This window comes from Ottowia caeni (genome assembly GCF_050821495.1).
In the GTDB taxonomy this organism is placed as follows: Bacteria; Pseudomonadota; Gammaproteobacteria; order Burkholderiales; family Burkholderiaceae_C; genus Ottowia; species Ottowia caeni.
On the sequence record NZ_CP151080.1, the window covers coordinates 1,799,801 to 1,816,841 of the forward strand.

The following is a 17,041-nucleotide window of genomic DNA, read 5'->3' on the forward strand; positions in this document are numbered from 1 at the left end:
GGCTTCATAGGAACTGCGCTACGCTGAGCGCGCCTCTGCGGGAACTCGCGCCTACTTCAGAGGGTTCTGCAATATTACTTGCCTTTTCTCTATTGCAGTCGTCTCCTGGATTTGCACGTCTGAGGCGCTCATGGCCGAGTCGGACTCAATTCGCCGGAATGGTCTGCAATTCAGGTACAGATGCAAGTAAAGTTCGCGTGTAGGCATGTCTGGGTTCACGTAGAACCTGTGTGACCGGTCCGTGCTCCACGATCAGTCCGTCCTTCATGACCGCCACGTCGGAGCAAAGATGGCTGACCACGGCCAGATCATGGCTGATGAACAGGAAAGTAACGCCGTTATCGTCGCGCAAATCGGCCATCAGGTTGAGTACCTGCGCCTGTACGGACACATCCAAAGCACTCACGGCCTCGTCGGCGACGATCAGCTTGGGCCGCGTGACGATCGCCCGCGCTATGGCAATGCGTTGACGTTGCCCACCAGAAAATTCATGCGGATACTTGTCTAGCGCGTCTGTGCGCAAACCAACGGACTGCAGCGCCGCGGCTGCGCGCTCCCGCTGTTCCGCCCGCGAAGAGTTTTCCACAGCAGACAGTGGTTCGGTCACCGTGCGCCACACTGGGCGCCTGGGGTCCAGCGAGCCATAAGGGTCTTGGAAGACCATCTGAAAATCGCATCGTGCCGAGCGTAGATCACTCGATGAGAGTGCATTCAGATCTCGTCCTTCAAAACGCACGGTGCCTCCGCTGGGCCGCTCAAGTGCCATGGCCAAGCGTGCCAGCGTACTCTTGCCAGACCCGGATTCGCCCACGATACCCATGCTGCGGCCGGCCTGGACGCCAAGAGAAACTCCCTTTAGCGCTTGCACGGTCCGGGGTGGCCTGAACAGCGATTCTCGCGGTAAGGCGTAGTTGCGAGTCAGGTCGGTGAGCTCAAGCAGGAAGGGTGTTTTCTCGTGATCCGTCATGGGTAGAGAAAGTGCCGAGAATGGCTTCGGGTACTCCGCAGCGTACGCAATGATAGGCCGACAAAGAAATTTCCGGCGGTACTATGCTGTCGCACGACGGAAGTGTAAAGGTGCAGCGGCCAGCAAATGGGCACCCCGCTGGCAGGTCGAAGAGGTCTGGTACGGAACCGGCAATGGTTTCCAGGCGGTCACCGCGATGCGCCGCCAGTCGATGTGCCAGGCTGGGCCGGGCAGCCAGCAACCCGCGTGTATACGGGTGTGCCGGTCGCGCGAATACCTGGTTTGTTTTTCCCTGCTCTACAACGCTTCCACCGTACATGACCATCATGCGCTTGGCGTTCTGCGCCACGACACCCAGATCGTGGGAGATAAGAATCAGTGCCATGCCGCGTTCAGCCACCAGATCGGCAATTAGGCGCAGCACCTGTTTTTGCACCGTGACGTCGAGGGCGGTCGTGGGCTCATCGGCGATCAGTACGTCGGGCTCTGCGGAAAGGGCCATGGCGATCATGATCCGCTGGCGCTGGCCACCTGAAAACTGATGCGGGAAGCTGTCGATTCGCCTTTCCGGCTCCGGTATGCCCACACGTTCCATCAACTCAATGGCTTTTTGCCGGGCAGCACGTGCGCTGAGGCCCAGGTGCAGGCGCATGGGCTCCATGATCTGTGCGCCCACTCTGTGTACAGGGTTCAGCGCCGTCATGGGCTCCTGAAAAATCATGGCCATGCGCCGCCCCCGAATGCCTCGCCAAGCACGGTCGCGCAACCCGATGAGCTCTTCTCCATCCAGCCGAATGCTTCCACTCACCTCGGCGTTCTCCGGCGCCAAACCCATCAGCGCCAGAGCCGTCATGGACTTGCCGCAGCCTGATTCACCCACCAGGCCTAACGTGTCCCCGCGCTCGAGCGAGAAGCTCATGCCCCGCACGGCCGCCGCGGTGCCGCGAAACGTCCGCAACGCAACATGTAGGCCGGAAACTTCAATCAAGGGCATGAGGCATATGGATTCAGAGTCGCCAAGTTATCTGGGCACACTAGCGTGAGGCTAGTCTTTTGTCGAGAACATCGCGCAACCCATCGCCGAGCAAATTGAGTCCCAATACCGCCAGGGCAATAGCCATTCCTGGCCAAACTGCCAGCAAAGGCGCCTGGAACATCAGGGTTTGAGCTTCGGCCAGCATTCGCCCCCAGCTTGGTTGTGGGGGTTGGGTGCCCAGGCCCAGGTAAGACAATGCGGCCTCGGCCAATATCGCAATGGCAAACCGGATTGTCGCCTGCACAATCAGCACCGGAAGCACGTTGGGCAACACGTGTTGCCACGTAATGGCCCAGGCCCCTTTGCCACAGGCGCGCGCAGCCAGCACATACTCGCGATTCCAGACGGAGTTGGCGGCAGCCCGGGTAATGCGTGCGAACGTGGGGATGTTGTAGATGCCAATGGCAATGATCGCGTTGACGATGCCGGGGCCATAGACGGCGGTCAGCATGATCGCCGTAAGAATGGCGGGGAAGGCCAGGCCAAAATCAGACACCCGCATGATCAGCTCTTCAACCCAGCCGCGCCGTGCGGAAGCCAGCAAACCCAATGCAGTGCCTGCGACCAGCCCGATGCCCACGGCAATAACGCCCACCAGTATGGATGCGCGCGCACCTACCAGCAGGAGTGACGACACGTCGCGGCCAAAGGCGTCGGTACCCAGCCAGTGCCGACCGCCAGGAGGAAGCAGCTTGGCATCCATGTCGACCTCGTACACGGAGTAGGGCGTCCAGAAGTATGAGAGCGCGGCCGCCAGCAGCAAAAATGCTGTGAGCGTTCCTCCCACGACAAAGCCAGGGTGCCGACGGGTGCGCGCCCAGAAGCCCGGTGCAGATCGCTTCGTGTGCGAGCCAGTCTTTGCGGAAGACGTGTTGGCGACGGTCATATTTCGCTGGCCTTCACACGAGGGTCAATCACGGCATACAGCACATCGACCACAAAGTTCACAATCACCACCATGGCTGCCAGCAGCATCACACAATTGCGCACCACGATCAGGTCCCGGTTGGCTATGCTCTGAAAAATAAGCCGCCCTAAGCCCGGGAGGTAGAAGACGTTTTCGACCACAATCGTGCCGGCCAGCAATTCGGAGAATTGCATGCCCATGACGGTGATGACGGGAATCATCGCATTCCGCAGCACATGACCCCATAACGTGGCCCTATGCGACAAGCCCTTGGCACGTGCTGTGCGCACGAAGTCTTCGCGCAGCATTTCCAGTACTGCGGATCGGCAAAAACGCGCCAAAATCGCCGCCTGAACGACCGACAGGGCGACGGCCGGCAATATGAGCGCCTTGAGGCCCTCCCACACGCCAGGCCAGAAGCCGTCTTCAAAATACCAACCGTCAAAGCCGCCCGCAGAAAACCACTGCAGCTTTACGGAGAACAGCAGAATCAGCAAGATCGCGAACCAGAAGTTGGGAATGGCGATGCCGATCTGTGCGACGCTCATCAAGCCTATATCGCCTGCGCGGTTGTGTTGCGATGCTGCATACACCCCCACCAGCAGCGCGAGCACCGTGGTCAGCAGCATCGCCATGACAGCCAGCGGAACGGTCAGTGAAAGGCGCTCGGCGATCAGTTCGGAAACTGGTGAACCATACGTGTATGACATTCCCATATCTCCGCTGACCAGGCCCGCTATCCAATGCAAATAACGTTGCAGTGCGGGTTGATCCAGGCCGAGTTCAATCGTCTTGGCGCGAACCGCAGCCGGGTCGGCGTCTGGCCCCATCAGCACCTGTGCTGCGTTGCCGGGCAAGATCTCCAGAACCGAGAACACGATCACCGAAGTGGCCGCCAGTGTGGCCAGCAGGGTCAGTACGCGTTTGAAGAGAAAATAGCTCATGAAGTACCGGCATTATCAACACAAAGCGTGGCGGCTTTGCTGATTCGTTGTGCCAATACGTCCACCGAGGCGGATAATCACACTATGAATTCTGTTTGGTTTCCGAGGGTGGTCCCATGGCGTTGATGATTACTGAAGAGTGCATCAACTGCGATGTTTGCGAGCCTGAGTGCCCCAATCAGGCCATTTCCATGGGGCCCGAGTTCTATGTGATCGACCCTGCCAAATGCACAGAGTGCGTCGGTCACTTCGACGAGCCTCAGTGTGTGCAGGTTTGTCCGGTCGAGTGCATCCCGGTCAATCCCGAGATGGTTGAAGACAAGCAATCTCTCTTGCAGAAGTTTCAGCGCCTGCAAGAGGCGGGCGGTTAGCCCAGAATTGGTGCACCCACGTGCCCATGAACTGAGCACCTGGAAAAAGGCGCGGGATGGGGCTAGGAGCCGTTACCGCCCGTGCCTTCAGTTTCACGCCGAGGTGGTTTTTCGCGAGGTGGCTTCGAGGTGTGGATCAGCACCGTGGCTTGGGCTGTCTCGCCATCCGCCAACAGCGAAAAAGCTTTGGCCGATCGGGCAATGGATTCTTCGATGGCCATCAACTCATCGGCAGGCGGTTTCCTCAGAACCCAGCCCACTACCTGGGATTTATCGCCCGGGTGGCCGATCCCGATACGAAGGCGCCAATAATCCGATGAACCCAGTTGGGCATGTATGTCCCGCAAGCCGTTGTGGCCGGCGTGTCCGCCACCTTTTTTGAGCTTGGTTTGGCCGGGGGGCAGATCTAGTTCGTCGTGTGCGACCAGTATCTCTTCCGGTGCGATCTTGTAAAACCTTGCCAGTGCAGCCACGGACTTGCCCGACAAGTTCATGAAAGTTTGCGGCTCCAGCAGCCAGATACTGCGCCCTTGCAGATTGATCCTTGCCACTTTGCCGTGGTAGCCGCGGTCGGCCTGCAGGTTGGTGCCAAGTGAGCGTGCCACAGCATCGATCCACCAGAAGCCGGCATTGTGTCGGGTATCTTCGTAATCTGGGCCTGGGTTGCCGAGGCCAACGAACAGCTTGATCATGGGAGGATTATCCTGGATCCGGTAGTTGGACGCGCCCGAGCAGGTCGTCATCGGGTGCGCTGGCAAGACGTGAGGACGCGGCAGGCTCGTGCCTGCAAGGGTGAGGGCTGCGGCTCCAAAGGCGCCTGCGCGCCTTTGGACAGCGCGAACATGCCCAGCCTCTGGCTGGGTTGCGCCCTGCAAGGGGAGCAACGCCGCCAGCGTGCCCGAGGGCGGCCTGATCGGGTGCGTAGCGCTCTCAGCCGCAGCCGGCCGCCCAAACAGGTGAGCGTGATCGGAGCATCGAAATTGAGTATCCACGCGGCTTTCTTGGAGATTGCAAGCGGTCAACTGCCGGATCCAGGATAATCGTTGCGGCTGAAATGCAAAAAGCCCGCCAGGGGCGGGCTTGGTCAAAAGCCAAGAAGAATTACTTCTTGTCTGCCGGAGCAGCAGCGGCGGCGGCTGCGTCAGCGGATTCTTCGCTAGCAGGAACCACAACCGAAACCAGCACGGGGTTGCCCTGACCGTGCAGAACAGCCTTCACGCCTTTTGGCAGTTGAATGTCGTTCAGAGTGACGGTGGAGCCTTTTTCCAGTTTGGAGAGGTCAACACTGATCGACTCAGGCAGATCGGCGGGCAGGCAGGAAATTTCAAGTTCGGTCAACACGTGGTTAACCAGGCACTTGTCAGTCTTGACGGCATTCGACTCTTCTTCGCCTGTGAAGTGCAACGGCACTTTCATGGTGATTCTGGTCTTGGCGGAAACGCGCTGGAAGTCCACGTGCAGCACTTGTTGCTTGTACGGGTGAACTTGCAGATCACGCAGCAGCACCTGGCTGCTCTTGCCGGCCAGATCCATCTCGAGAACGGAAGAGTGGAAGGCTTCTTTCTTGATGGCTTGCCACAGAGCGTTGTGGTCAAGTTCGATCAACTGAGGTTCACTCTCGCCACCGTAAACGATGCCGGGGACCTTGCCAGCGTTGCGCAGACGGCGGCTCGCACCCGTACCCTGCTTGCTGCGCTCAAAAGCGACAAATTTCATAACTAACTCCTTGAATGAAGCCGACCGCGACCAGTGCGGCTCCGGTTTGAAAGGGCCTCGTGCAACGTCTTAAACTACCAACGAGTGCACCGCAGACCAGTTGCGTTCTTAGAACAGGTTTTCCTGCTCTGAGAACAGACTCATGACGGATTCACCGCGGGCAATACGCTGAATCGTTTGAGCGATCAGCGGAGCCACGGAAAGCTGGCGAATCTTGCCGCAAGCCGACGCATTGTCGGACAGCGGAATGGTGTTGGTCACGACCACTTCGTCAAGCGCGCTGCCTTGGGCAATGCGCTCGATGGCTGGTCCTGAAAAATCGGGTGGGTGCAGTAGGCATACACCTTTTTGGCACCGCGTTCTTTAAGCACTTCGGCAGCCTTGACCAGGGTGCCTGCAGTGTCGATCATGTCGTCCATGATGACGCAGTTGCGGCCATCAATGTCGCCGATCACGTGCATCACTTCGCTCACGTTGGCTTTGGGCCGGCGCTTGTCAATGATGGCGAGGTCGCAGTTAAGCTGTTTGGCCAAGGCGCGTGCACGCACCACACCGCCAACGTCGGGGCTGACCACCAGCAGATCTTCATAGTTCTGTTGGCGAAGATCACCCAGCAGAACAGGCGACGCGTAGATGTTGTCGACCGGAATGTCGAAGAAGCCCTGAATCTGGTCGGCGTGCAGGTCCATTGTGAGGACGCTGTTTACACCGACAGCCTGCAGCATGTTGGCGACCACCTTGGCCGAGATGGGAACTCGTGTGGAACGCGGACGGCGATCCTGGCGGGCATAGCCAAAATAGGGGATGACCGCGCTGATCCGCTCGGCCGAGGAGCGCTTGAGCGCATCGACCATGATGAGCAGTTCCATCAGGTTTTCGTTCGTGGGCTGACAGGTGGACTGCACCACGAAGACGTCGCGGGCACGAACGTTTTGCTTGATTTCAACCGTAACTTCTCCATCGGAGAAGCGGCCCACATCTGCGGCGCCAAGCGGGAGGCCGAGATGGCTCGCAATTTCAGACGCAAGTGCAGGATTGGCGTTGCCAGTGAACACCAGAAAGTCGGGATTGGTTGGCGGCTGCATGAGCTTTCCGGTGAGTTGCGCGAGTGGCAAACTTCTTTTGGTCGGCCGGGCTGCGCTGCGCAAACCTGCGCCGGCCCCGACCCAATGACTAACTATAACCCTGAATGGTTTGGCAGGGGAGGAAGGACTCGAACCCTCGCATGCCGGAATCAAAATCCGGTGCCTTGACCAACTTGGCGACTCCCCTACACAGGTTACAGCTTTCGATGCTGAAAGCGGTAACCCATAATTCTACATGACTTACCAACCACTAAGCGGATGAATTGTCATATTCTCGCAAACCCTTGCTTGCCAGCCTGCCTGTTCAAGCGATTGCACCAGTTTAAACGGTGCGCCGCCGCTTACACGGGCAAACACAGCGCTACCTGAGCCAGTCATTCTGCCTTGCAGGCCGTCCCTATCAAGATAGGCAATGCCCTCGGCAACAAGCGGACAAAGCCGCTCTGCTACTGGCTGCAGATCATTGTGCCCAAAGGCCCAAGGGTTAGCAGCGAAGCCTTCGAGTATAGCAGTATTTGTGTCGCGCTTTAAGTTGCGATCCGAAAAAATTTCTTTGGTGTCGAGCCCCGCAGGTGGCTTCAGCACCACAAACGATGCGGCGGGGAGCTCTATGGGTGTAATCTGCTCGCCCACGCCCTCCACCCAGGCGTTGCGCCCCCGCAGGAAAAAGGGCACGTCTGCGCCCAACTTCAGGCCTATAGCTTCCAACTGGGGAAGCTCCAATCCCAACCCCCAAAGTCGATTGAGGGCCAGCAGCGTGGTGGCAGCATCCGAAGAGCCGCCACCCATGCCGGCCTGAGCTGGAATGCGCTTGACAAGTCCGATGTGTACACCACTTTGGCAGCCGCTTGCAGCCTGCAGGGCTCGTGCGGCGCGCGTGCACAGGTCATCGGCGGGTAACGGCAGGCCGCTCAGATCTTCCCGGGAGATAACCGCGTCGGAGCGACGCTCAAAGTGCAGGGTGTCGCACCAGTCGATCAACATGAAGACCGATTGGAGCAGGTGGTAGCCGTCAGCGCGGCGACCCGTGATGTGCAGGAAAAGGTTCAGCTTGGCCGGTGCCGGCACGTCGAAAATAGCACGCATTCGTGTGGTACCTGGAGCGAGATTTAGCGGTCGAGTACCAGCCGCAAGTCTACGGTGGGTAGAGGCTGGCGCCTCTGGGCGAACAGGCGCCCGCTGTTCAGTCCGCTCAGGTCAGCGTGCCAGCCATCAATGGCTTGCTGGTGGCCGCGAAGCCAGGAAAAGAGCGCTCGTACCGGAATGGGGGTGCCAGTGGCATGCGCTACCAGATCATCCAGCGAGTCGTAGCGCTGCACTGCTTCTCCTTGGCGCAGTACGGCAGCGCCAGGCTGCCATTGCATGGCCGCCAGCGTGCTGCCAAGGGGCGAGGTCAGACTGAGTTCGCCGGACTGCTCATCTCCGCTCAGCGAAAACCCGGCAGAAAAAGACTGCGGCGGCTCGGAGGCTATGGTGAGGCCAAGGCGACCACTCCAAGAGGATTGTTCCAAGTCGGTAGAAGTGCTTTCCTTGGGGGCGCTGGCGCACCCAGCCATCAGGGCTGCTACAACGAGCGCAAGGGCCTGGGTCGCCACGCGCCTGCTTTTGGGAGGCGCCGAGGCAGGTTGAGGGTTGGACACACTCACAGCTTGACTCGCAGCCGCTCGATTACTTTCTTGAGTGACTCGTTGTCCGGGTCCAGTCGCACACCCTCACGCCAGATCTCTTTGGCGGCGTCCCGGTGGCCTTGGACCCAGAGCACTTCGCCCAGGTGCGCAGCGATCTCGGCATCCGGCTGCTTGGCGTACGCGGCTTTTAAAATCTCCAGCGCCCGGGCTTGGTTGCCGAGCCGAAACTCAACCCAGCCGAGGCTGTCCTGGATGAACGGGTCGTCTGGAGCAAGCTCCACGGCTTTCTCAATCAGTTGCTTGGCCTCTGGCAACCGAATGCCGCGATCGGCAAAGGTATAGCCCAGGGCGTTGTACGCCGCTTGTGAGTCGGGCTTGAGTTCGATCAGCTTGCGCAGCAACCGCTCCATTTCATCCACGCGGTTAAGCTTTTCCGCCGCCATGGCGGTGTCATAGAGGAGGTCGTGGTCTTCGGGGTCTTTCTTTAACGCTCCACTCAGCAACTCGTAGGCTTGCTGAGGTTGCTGGTGGTCTCGAAGCAGTTGAGCCTCGGTGATCAACTTCATGCGCTCGTCTTCAGGGCGGCGGACAGGGGCGCTGCGCACCAGCTGCCGGGCATCTTCGATTCGACCCTGGCGCGCCAAGATGGAGGCGCGGCGAAACTGGACTCTCAATGCCTCTTCGGGTGAATCAATGCTGGACAACAGCTTTTCCGCAGTAGCGTAGTCTCCCGCCCGCTCAGCTATCTGTGCCAGAGTCAGGCGGGCTTGGCTAAGGCCGCTGTCGCGGTCGGAACGCCCGTCTGCTGGGGTTTCGGAGGAAATTTTCAAATAGTGGTTGAGTGCGGTTTCGGCCTGCTCGTCTTGACGCTCCTGGGCCAGCAGCAACCCCAGGGCCAGCCAGCCTTCGGGGTATTCGGGACGTCGGCGCGTGAGATCGCCTAGCTGCGTATGCGCTTCCTGGCTGCGGCCGGCATTGAGCAGCGCACGTGCATAGCCGATCTGAACTTCCGGCTTGGACGTCTCTTCACGCAAGTAACGCTTAACGAGCGACTCGGCATTCGCTTCGTTGGCGCTCGTCATGATCTGGAGTGCCAGCAGTGCGGGCCATTCTGAACTGGTGCTGGACGCCTGCCCTAGTGTGGCAGCGGACAGGGCGCCGCTTCTGTCGCTGGCCGCAAGGCGCATGCGCCCGATGGTGGTCCAGGCTGCTGGCGCGAGGGTCTTGTTCTGGACTGCGCTGGAAAGTCCACGTTCCACGACTTGCGCGGCCTCCAGCTTGTTGGTAGCACGTGTGTAGAGCAAGGGTACCGAGAGAATGAACGGTTCCTGCTCGGCCGCTGGCATTGCGGACAGCGTGGCGTTGATGGGAGCGTCTGTTTCGGCGTAGCGACCCAGGGCGACCAGTACCTGCAACTCCATGCGGTTCGCGTCAGCTGATTGCGGCTCCGCCTGACGCCACGCGCGCACGGCATCCAGTGCCATCGTTCCGGAGCGGGACTGTATGGCCATTTCCACGGCGCGCTTGTACAGCTCGGGATTGGCGGTGCGCCGGGCAGCGTCCAGCATGACCTCGACGCCCTGGTTTGTGGCGCCGTCCTGGAAGCGCAACTCGCTAATCAGTAGTTGATAGAGCAGTCTCGCTGTCAACTCCGAGGGGCGGGGGGTGTCCGCGGGCGGGGCGGCGGAAGCTGAGGGGGTCGGCGCAGGCGCCTGCGCGAACGCCAAGCTGCTGGCCAGCATCAACAAGGGAAAAACGCGGAAGGAGTACGGCATCGAACCATAATAATCCATGCTTGAACCAAACGCTTGTCCTGCCCGCCCATGCCTGAGTTGCCCGAAGTCGAAGTAACCCGCCGCAGCTTTGCGGAGAAAATACGCGGCGCCCGCATTCTCAGGGCGTCTCCTGGAAAGCCCTTGCGCTGGCCGTTGGGCATTGCGCCTGAAATGCTGGTCGGGCGTACGGTGCGCGAAGTCGGAAGACGCGGCAAATACTTGCTGCTTCGGCTGGACGAGGGCCTGGTGCTGCTGCACCTCGGCATGTCGGGTAGCCTGAGTTTTTCCAACGATCCACCGGAACCAGGGGCGCACGACCATTTCGATCTCGTCACCACAGCGGGTACCCTGCGCCTACACGATCCGCGGCGATTTGGCGCGGTGGTTTGGTCAGAAAGTCAGCATTCTGATCCGGCGCACAAGCTGCTGTCCCATCTGGGAGTGGAGCCTCTAGGGGATGATTTTGACGCTGCGCGTTTTTACGCCGGCCTGAGATCCAGGCAAGCGCCCATCAAACAAGTGTTGCTAAGTGGTGACGTGGTGGTAGGGGTAGGCAACATCTATGCCTCGGAGGTGCTGTTTTTGTCGGGTATCCGTCCGACGGTGCGCGCCAATCGCATTTCGCGGATCAGATCAGACCGTCTCCATGCGGCGATTCGCTCAGTACTGGCCCGTGCGGTGGAGCGCGGGGGCACCACACTGCGCGATTTTTCCAATGCGTTGGGCGAGTCAGGCCACTTTCAACTCGAGGCGGCTGTCTACGGCATGGCGGCGCAGCCGTGCAGTCGATGCGGAACCCCCATCAGGAAGATTGTTCAAGGGCAGCGTTCAACATTTTTCTGTTCGGTGTGTCAGAAGTAACGCCCGGCGCTATTTAATTCTCTTGTTGGGGTGAACAAGCGGTGCGCGCACGCATGGGACGTGTAACATGGCTCAAACTCGAAGAAGGATCCGTCAGTGACAGGGGTGTACGAACAGTTTGATCGACACAGTGCCTGGCGCAAGGAGGTGGGCTCGCGCCTCAAGGTGCTGGCTGATTGGCTGAAAGCAGGCAAATTGTTGAACGCCAGCGCTGAGGATCGGGTGCGGCGGCTAATTTCTCAGGTGCGCTCCGACAAGGTCGTGGTGGCGTTTGTCGCGGAATTTTCGCGCGGCAAATCCGAATTGATCAACGCCCTGTTTTTCTCCAACTACGGCCGCCGGATCATGCCCGCCAGCGCGGGGCGTACTACCATGTGCCCCACCGAGCTTGGCTACGATCCAAGCTTGCCGGCGTGTTTGCGCCTGTTGCCCATCCAGACCCACCTGCAGCCTCAATCTTTGCAAGAGTGGCGCATGGTCCCTGAAAAATGGATGCATGTGGATCTTGATGTCGACGATCCGGATCAACTGGCCGGTGCCATGGCGAGTGTGTCCGAGACGATTTCGGTCAGCAAGGATCAAGCGCGTGCGCTGGGCTTCTGGCACGACGACCGTCCGAAAGACAATCCACACCTGAACGCAGAGGGCAGGGTAGAGGTGCCGCGTTGGCGCCATGCCCTCATTAACCTGGATCATGCGCTGCTCAAGCAGGGGCTTGTGGTGCTTGACACACCGGGGCTCAACGCCATAGGCGCCGAACCCGAACTCACCGTCAACCTGATTCCTCAAGCACACGTACTGGTGTTCGTGCTGGCCGCTGATACGGGTGTCACCAAATCCGATATGGCCATCTGGCGCGACCACCTGGCACCTATGGATGAAGGCCCCGGCATACGCCTTGCCGTCCTCAACAAAATCGACACGCTGTGGGACGGGCTGAGCACGCCCGCTGAAATCGAGCAGCAGATCGAAAGGCAGCGCTATCAGGTCGCCCAGACGCTCTCACTGGAGCCTTCCCGGGTGCTGGCGTTGTCGGCGCAGAAAGGCCTGCTGGCGAAAGTGCGTTCAGACACCGCGTTGCTTGCGGAAAGCCGCTTGTTGCCATTCGAGCAGATACTGGGGCGCGATTTGCTGGGTGCACGCCAGCGCATGCTGGAGCAGGCAATCTTCGCTGGGGTGGATGAGCTGCAACTACAAGCTCAGCGCATGCTCGGAGTACGCCGGCGAGAATTGTTTGAGCAGATGCAGGAAATGCGTAACCTGCGCGGCAAGAATAAGAATGTGATCCGTCAGATGCGAGAGCGCGTGGAGAGAGAAAAGGCTGATTTCGATCGAGGCTCCGCCGGCGTGTTGGCAGTGCACTCTGTGCATACCAAGCTGGTAAGGAGCATGTTCAATGCACTTGACAACCCATCGATCCAGACAGCCATGGAGGGGGTGATGGCTGCCTTGAAGGAGCCGGGTTTCAAACTTGGCATCAAAAAGGCCTATACCCAGGGCTTTTCCAATCTTCGGGCCTTGGTGGATGCGGCCACCCAGTCAGGAGCTGAGATTGAGTCCATGCTGGGTGGTACCTTTCAGCAGCTCAACGCTCGCTATGGGCTTTCCCTGCAACTTACCCCGCCGCCCGATTTGTCGCGTTTCCAGACTGAATTGAGTCTGGTTGAGCACAGTCACCTCCAATATTTGGGCATAGGGAATATGTTTCGGCTTTCGAGGCCAGAGTTCGCGGAAAGACTGGCGAGAGCCCTGATGGTGCGGGTGCAGTCGGTGTTCATGGCCGCGCTGGGCGAAGTGGACTTGTGGAACGCGTCATTGGCATCGCAGTTGGATACGCAGTGGCGAGAGCGCCGCTTATCGTTTGGTCGGCGCCTGGAGGTCATAGAGCGCGCGCAGGATACCTCTGGAGGCCTGGATCAGCGGCTGGCTGAAATCGACAAGCGAGAAATTGCCATTAACGCGCTCGACTTACGGCTGGCCAAACTGACAAGCGAAGTGCGCCAGGTGCGCCCGGAACGAGCGCGCGGGCCGTTGCCAGAGACGGTGTCGGCGTGAGCAGCATCCCTAAGTCGTTTTCAGATCGCATCATTGTCTGGCAGAGGGAGCATGGGCGTCATGGCCTGCCATGGCAGGCTACGCGGGACCCCTATCGCGTGTGGTTGTCTGAAATCATGCTGCAACAGACGCAGGTGACCACGGTACTGGACTATTACCCTCGCTTTCTGGTGCGTTTCCGGGATGTGGCCACGCTGGCAGCTGCGCCAGAGGGCGATGTCATGGGCCTGTGGAGCGGCCTGGGCTATTACTCGCGGGCCCGTAACCTGCACCGTTGCGCGAAGGAGGTGGTCTCACGCTTCGGTGGTTATTTCCCGCCGAGTGCCGAGTTGCTGGAAACGCTTCCGGGTATAGGCCGCTCCACTGCGGCGGCCATTGCAGCATTTTGCTTCGGCGAGCGTGCTGCTATCTTGGACGGCAACGTCAAGCGTGTGCTGACTCGTTACCTCGGAGTTGCGGACGACCTGGCTGTCTCCGCGCACGAGCGCATGTTGTGGCAGCGTGCCGAAGGCCTGCTGCCCGTAGCCCGCCCGCGCGAGAACATGCCCATCTACACCCAGGGTTTAATGGATCTCGGTGCCACCGTATGCACCTTGCGTCGCCCCACGTGCCTTGTGTGCCCCTTGTCATCGGACTGCGAGGCCAAGAGAGAGGGTGAGCCAGAGCGGTATCCGGTGAAAACCAGGCGTCTGAAGCGCAGCCGCCTCGACCTTTGGCTACTGCACGCAGTCAATAGCGAAGGCCATGTATGGCTGGCACCGCGGCCCGCGCCCGGCATCTGGGCGGGCCTGCATTGTCTGCCAACGTTTGATTCGCGCGAGGAACTGATGGCGTCCTTGCCCTCGGAAGCGCGCGAACGCAGCAGCGAACATCCACCCTTTGTGCATGTGCTGACGCATCGCGATCTGCATCTGCATGTGGTCACGGCGTCTGGAGTGGACTCTCTGTTTCGGGCGGGAGCAGATCAGACCGGAGGCTGGTTCGGGCAACCGCAATGGGATGTGCTCGGATTGCCGGCGCCAGTCAGGCGCTTTCTTGAGTCAAGCCTCAATTCTCCCCCAGTTCCCGATGCCGCCGCAGGGTAAACCACTCACTGCTGAACTCCGCAGCTAACTGCTCCACCAAATACACCGAGCGGTGCTGCCCACCAGTGCAGCCGATGGCGACCGTGACGTAGCTGCGATGGTCGCGCGCCAGGGCGGGCAGCCAGGTGCGCAAGAAGTGGGCGATCTGCTCCTGCATGAGGGCAACTTCGGGCTGCTGCCGCAGATAGTCGATCACGGGCTGATCGCGCCCTGTCAGGGGGCGTAGTTCGGGTTCATAGTGCGGGTTGGGCAGCATGCGCACATCGAACATGTAATCGGCGTCTAGCGTGATGCCTCGCTTGAATGCGAAGGACTCGAACACCAGCGTCAAATGGGAGGCGGGTGCAGAAATCAGCTCCTTGACGCACGCGAGCAACTGCGCTGGCCGTAAATAACTGGTGTCGATGACGTGCGAACGATCCCGCAGGTCGGTCAGCAGTTCTCGTTCGCGCATGATCGTTTGCAACAGCGCTTGTTGGATGTCTGCTTCGCCTGGCTGGGAAAGTGGGTGGCGCCTGCGCGTTTCGGAGAAGCGCCTGACCAGTGTCTGATCGTTGGCGTCAAGAAAAATCTGGCGAAGCTGAATGCCCCGGTCGCGCAGGCTATGAAGCAGCAGCGGCAGTTGGGGCAGCGATCGGCCGCTGCGCACGTCTACCGCAATGGCGATCTTGCGGCCGCGTCCCTGGTCTTCCAACTCGATGAAGGGCTCGAGCAGTTCAGGGGGAAGGTTGTCGACACAAAAATAACCGGAATCTTCTAAAGCATGCAGGGCGATGGACTTGCCAGATCCCGACATGCCGGTAATGACCACCAGCTCTGGTTCAGTTCCTTTACGCACTTCTGTGCGCACTTCTTTTTTACGTCTGTGTTCAAGTCTGTGTTCATGCTCGTGCCTTTCGCGGCCGCGAGCTGGGCGCGGATGTGGTTGATGTCGATGCCGCGACTTCCGGCACCATCAGCATTTCACGGGCATGGGCACGTGTGGTGTCAGAGATGCGCTCGCCCCCCAGCATCCGGGCTATTTCGTCTACACGGGGTTCGCCTCTCACAATTCGGACGGTGCTGGTAATGCCGTCTGTATCACCTTGCTTGCTGACCAGCAAATGATGGTCGGCGCATGCAGCCACTTGAGGCAGGTGGGTGACGCAGAGCACCTGGCGGTCCTGCCCTAATCGCCGCAGCAGGCGTCCAACGGTAGCGGCTACTGCGCCGCCGACGCCGCTGTCGACCTCGTCGAACACCAAGGTGGGGGCGCTGCCTAGCTGGCTGGTGGTGACGGCGATTGCCAAAGCCAATCGCGATAGCTCTCCACCCGAGGCCACCCTGTCGACCGGGCGCGCTGTGCCGCTGGCGTGTCCTGCGACCAAGAATACTATGCTTTCCAGCCCGTGCGCGGCGGGCTCGGCCAGTGCTTCCAGCGCGACCTCAAAGCGCCCCCCTGCATGCCAAGCTCTTGCATCGCTGCGCTGACTTCGCGCGCCAACCGGGCAGCTGATTGCCGACGCAGGCCTGAAATTTCACTGGCATGTGCCATGTAGGTCGCCCGCGCCTCTTGGCATGCGCCTTCGAGCGCGCCAAGATCGGCCGCAGCATCCAGGCGTTGAAGATCTGAGCGCCAGCCAGCGTGTAGCGCATGCAGTTCCTCCGGCGGGCGTCTGTATCGGCGCGCTAGGGAAAGCCATAGGCTCATGCGTTCATCAAGCGTGGCCAGTTGGGCCGGATCGGGGTCGGAGCGGCGCAGGTAAGCGTGCAGGCTGTGTGCTGCATCTCGCGCCTGTGCGAGGCATCCGTCCAGCACTTCGGCTACAGCCTGGAACTCGGGTTCAATGTCGCGCAATGCGTCGAGTGCCTGATGGGCTTCTGCCAGCCGCGACAAGCCGCCGCCTTCGTCAGCCTCCAGTGCCTCCGTGGCATCCTGGGCAGCGTCTATCAGTGCCTGCGCATGCGAGAGCCGGCTGTGCTGCAGATTGAGCTCGTCCCATTCATGCTCCGCGGGTGAGAGCTTGTCCAGCTCGCCAAGCTGCCATAGAAGGCGCTCTCGCTCCTGTGCCATGGTTTGCTGCGCAGCGCGTGCATCAGCCAGTGCAGCTTCAGCGCCACGCCAGGCTTGCCAGGCGGCCGTGAGGGCAGAGGTGTCGGCGTTAGCATAGGCGTCCAGCAAGGCTCGCACCGCGGCGGGGCGGGTCAGGCTTTGCCAAGCATGTTGGCCGTGTATGTCAACCAATTGCTCGCCCAGTTCGCGCAATTGCGTGACAGTGGCCGGTGAGCCGTTGACCCATGCGCGGCTCTTGCCGCCAATGTCTATGACGCGGCGTAGCAGTAGCGTGGTTGAGTCGTGGTCGAAACCGTTTTCTTCAAGCCACGCGCCCACCGTGGGCGGACAATCGAATTCGGCACCGATCTCGCAGCGGGGCTGGCCTTCCCGAACCCACAAGGCGTCGGCGCGCGCGCCCAGTACCAGCTGCAAAGCGTCGATCAAGATGGATTTTCCGGCGCCGGTTTCGCCGGTTAAACCGGTGAAACCAGTTTCCAGTTCAAGTTCCAATGCTGGAACGATAACGAAATCGCGCAGGCTGAGATTTCTCAATGCCATGAGGGTAAGACCTTCTGA

At 60.1% G+C, this 17,041-nt stretch carries 14 protein-coding genes, 1 tRNA gene and 2 pseudogenes; 4 read left to right on the forward strand and 13 right to left on the reverse strand.

All coding sequences use genetic code 11. The features are described from left to right. Positions 1-145: 145 nt before the first annotated feature. Genes AAAK34_RS08700 through AAAK34_RS08715 form a run of 4 tightly spaced genes read right to left on the reverse strand, consistent with a single transcriptional unit; the run spans position 146 to position 3,854 of the window. Positions 146-967, reverse strand: a complete 822-nt coding sequence (locus tag AAAK34_RS08700) for an ATP-binding cassette domain-containing protein (protein ID WP_231695105.1) — start codon at positions 965-967, stop codon at positions 146-148. Beyond that, positions 933-1,961 (reverse strand): ABC transporter ATP-binding protein, encoded by a 1,029-nt coding sequence (locus AAAK34_RS08705; RefSeq protein ID WP_431777938.1) that lies wholly within the window; start codon positions 1,959-1,961, stop codon positions 933-935. Before AAAK34_RS08705 ends, AAAK34_RS08700 begins: the two co-directional genes overlap by 35 nt. Positions 1,962-2,001: 40 nt before the next feature. Then, complete coding sequence (locus AAAK34_RS08710) at positions 2,002-2,889, reverse strand: ABC transporter permease (protein WP_231695103.1); 888 nt, start codon at positions 2,887-2,889, stop codon at positions 2,002-2,004. After that, positions 2,886-3,854, reverse strand: coding sequence for an ABC transporter permease (locus AAAK34_RS08715; RefSeq protein ID WP_231695102.1), 969 nt, complete (start codon positions 3,852-3,854; stop codon positions 2,886-2,888). Before AAAK34_RS08715 ends, AAAK34_RS08710 begins: the two co-directional genes overlap by 4 nt. Before the next feature lie 116 nt (positions 3,855-3,970). On the opposite strand from AAAK34_RS08715, the gene AAAK34_RS08720 reads away from it, so the two are divergent. Then, positions 3,971-4,225: a YfhL family 4Fe-4S dicluster ferredoxin gene (locus tag AAAK34_RS08720; protein ID WP_231695101.1), complete on the forward strand. Its 255-nt coding sequence runs from the start codon at positions 3,971-3,973 to the stop codon at positions 4,223-4,225. A 62-nt stretch (positions 4,226-4,287) separates the two neighbouring features. Here the strand turns inward: AAAK34_RS08720 and pth are convergent, their stop codons facing one another. From pth to AAAK34_RS08755, 7 genes and pseudogenes are all read right to left on the reverse strand, one after another. Continuing rightward, on the reverse strand, positions 4,288-4,917 hold the full coding sequence (pth, locus tag AAAK34_RS08725) for an aminoacyl-tRNA hydrolase (RefSeq protein ID WP_231695100.1): 630 nt from the start codon (positions 4,915-4,917) through the stop codon (positions 4,288-4,290). A 409-nt stretch (positions 4,918-5,326) separates the two neighbouring features. Continuing rightward, positions 5,327-5,941 (reverse strand): 50S ribosomal protein L25/general stress protein Ctc, encoded by a 615-nt coding sequence (locus AAAK34_RS08730; RefSeq protein ID WP_231695099.1) that lies wholly within the window; start codon positions 5,939-5,941, stop codon positions 5,327-5,329. Positions 5,942-6,049: 108 nt separating this feature from the next. Next, a pseudogene (locus AAAK34_RS08735) lies at positions 6,050-7,026 on the reverse strand (ribose-phosphate pyrophosphokinase). Between the two features lie 110 nt (positions 7,027-7,136). Next, a tRNA-Gln gene (locus tag AAAK34_RS08740) sits at positions 7,137-7,213 on the reverse strand. Positions 7,214-7,266: 53 nt separating this feature from the next. Continuing rightward, a complete protein-coding gene (gene ispE / locus AAAK34_RS08745) occupies positions 7,267-8,112 on the reverse strand; it encodes a 4-(cytidine 5'-diphospho)-2-C-methyl-D-erythritol kinase (RefSeq protein ID WP_231695097.1) in 846 nt (281 codons plus the stop codon). A 23-nt stretch (positions 8,113-8,135) separates the two neighbouring features. Beyond that, positions 8,136-8,537 (reverse strand): lipoprotein insertase outer membrane protein LolB, encoded by a 402-nt coding sequence (locus tag AAAK34_RS08750; RefSeq protein ID WP_231695096.1) that lies wholly within the window; start codon positions 8,535-8,537, stop codon positions 8,136-8,138. A 131-nt stretch (positions 8,538-8,668) separates the two neighbouring features. After that, positions 8,669-10,429 carry a tetratricopeptide repeat protein gene (locus AAAK34_RS08755; protein ID WP_231695095.1) on the reverse strand — a complete coding sequence of 587 codons (1,761 nt, stop codon included), beginning with the start codon at positions 10,427-10,429 and terminating at the stop codon, positions 8,669-8,671. A 48-nt stretch (positions 10,430-10,477) separates the two neighbouring features. Here AAAK34_RS08755 and mutM point away from each other — a divergent pair, with 48 nt between their 5' ends. The 3 genes from mutM (at position 10,478) to mutY (ending at position 14,430) form a co-directional block, all read left to right on the forward strand. Continuing rightward, complete coding sequence (mutM, locus tag AAAK34_RS08760) at positions 10,478-11,290, forward strand: bifunctional DNA-formamidopyrimidine glycosylase/DNA-(apurinic or apyrimidinic site) lyase (protein ID WP_231695094.1); 813 nt, start codon at positions 10,478-10,480, stop codon at positions 11,288-11,290. A gap of 96 nt (positions 11,291-11,386) precedes the next feature. Next, on the forward strand, positions 11,387-13,345 hold the full coding sequence (locus AAAK34_RS08765; protein ID WP_431777939.1) for a dynamin family protein: 1,959 nt from the start codon (positions 11,387-11,389) through the stop codon (positions 13,343-13,345). A gap of 5 nt (positions 13,346-13,350) precedes the next feature. Continuing rightward, positions 13,351-14,430, forward strand: a complete 1,080-nt coding sequence (gene mutY, locus AAAK34_RS08770) for an A/G-specific adenine glycosylase (protein WP_231695190.1) — start codon at positions 13,351-13,353, stop codon at positions 14,428-14,430. Here mutY and rapZ read toward each other — a convergent pair. After that, positions 14,393-15,268, reverse strand: coding sequence for an RNase adapter RapZ (gene rapZ, locus AAAK34_RS08775; RefSeq protein WP_431777940.1), 876 nt, complete (start codon positions 15,266-15,268; stop codon positions 14,393-14,395). The two genes, mutY and rapZ, sit on opposite strands and share 38 nt — an antisense overlap. 43 nt (positions 15,269-15,311) lie before the next feature. Continuing rightward, a pseudogene (gene recN / locus AAAK34_RS08780) lies at positions 15,312-17,023 on the reverse strand (DNA repair protein RecN). Positions 17,024-17,041 lie beyond the last annotated feature (18 nt).

Coding starts and splice junctions, on each gene's coding strand:
- AAAK34_RS08700 (WP_231695105.1), bottom strand. CDS start 967: ATGACGGATCACGAGAAAACACCCTTCCTGCTTGAGCTCACCGACCTG.
- AAAK34_RS08705 (WP_431777938.1), bottom strand. CDS start 1,961: ATGCCCTTGATTGAAGTTTCCGGCCTACATGTTGCGTTGCGGACGTTT.
- AAAK34_RS08710 (WP_231695103.1), bottom strand. CDS start 2,889: ATGACCGTCGCCAACACGTCTTCCGCAAAGACTGGCTCGCACACGAAG.
- AAAK34_RS08715 (WP_231695102.1), bottom strand. CDS start 3,854: ATGAGCTATTTTCTCTTCAAACGCGTACTGACCCTGCTGGCCACACTG.
- AAAK34_RS08720 (WP_231695101.1), top strand. CDS start 3,971: ATGGCGTTGATGATTACTGAAGAGTGCATCAACTGCGATGTTTGCGAG.
- pth (WP_231695100.1), bottom strand. CDS start 4,917: ATGATCAAGCTGTTCGTTGGCCTCGGCAACCCAGGCCCAGATTACGAA.
- AAAK34_RS08730 (WP_231695099.1), bottom strand. CDS start 5,941: ATGAAATTTGTCGCTTTTGAGCGCAGCAAGCAGGGTACGGGTGCGAGC.
- ispE (WP_231695097.1), bottom strand. CDS start 8,112: ATGCGTGCTATTTTCGACGTGCCGGCACCGGCCAAGCTGAACCTTTTC.
- AAAK34_RS08755 (WP_231695095.1), bottom strand. CDS start 10,429: ATGCCGTACTCCTTCCGCGTTTTTCCCTTGTTGATGCTGGCCAGCAGC.
- mutM (WP_231695094.1), top strand. CDS start 10,478: ATGCCTGAGTTGCCCGAAGTCGAAGTAACCCGCCGCAGCTTTGCGGAG.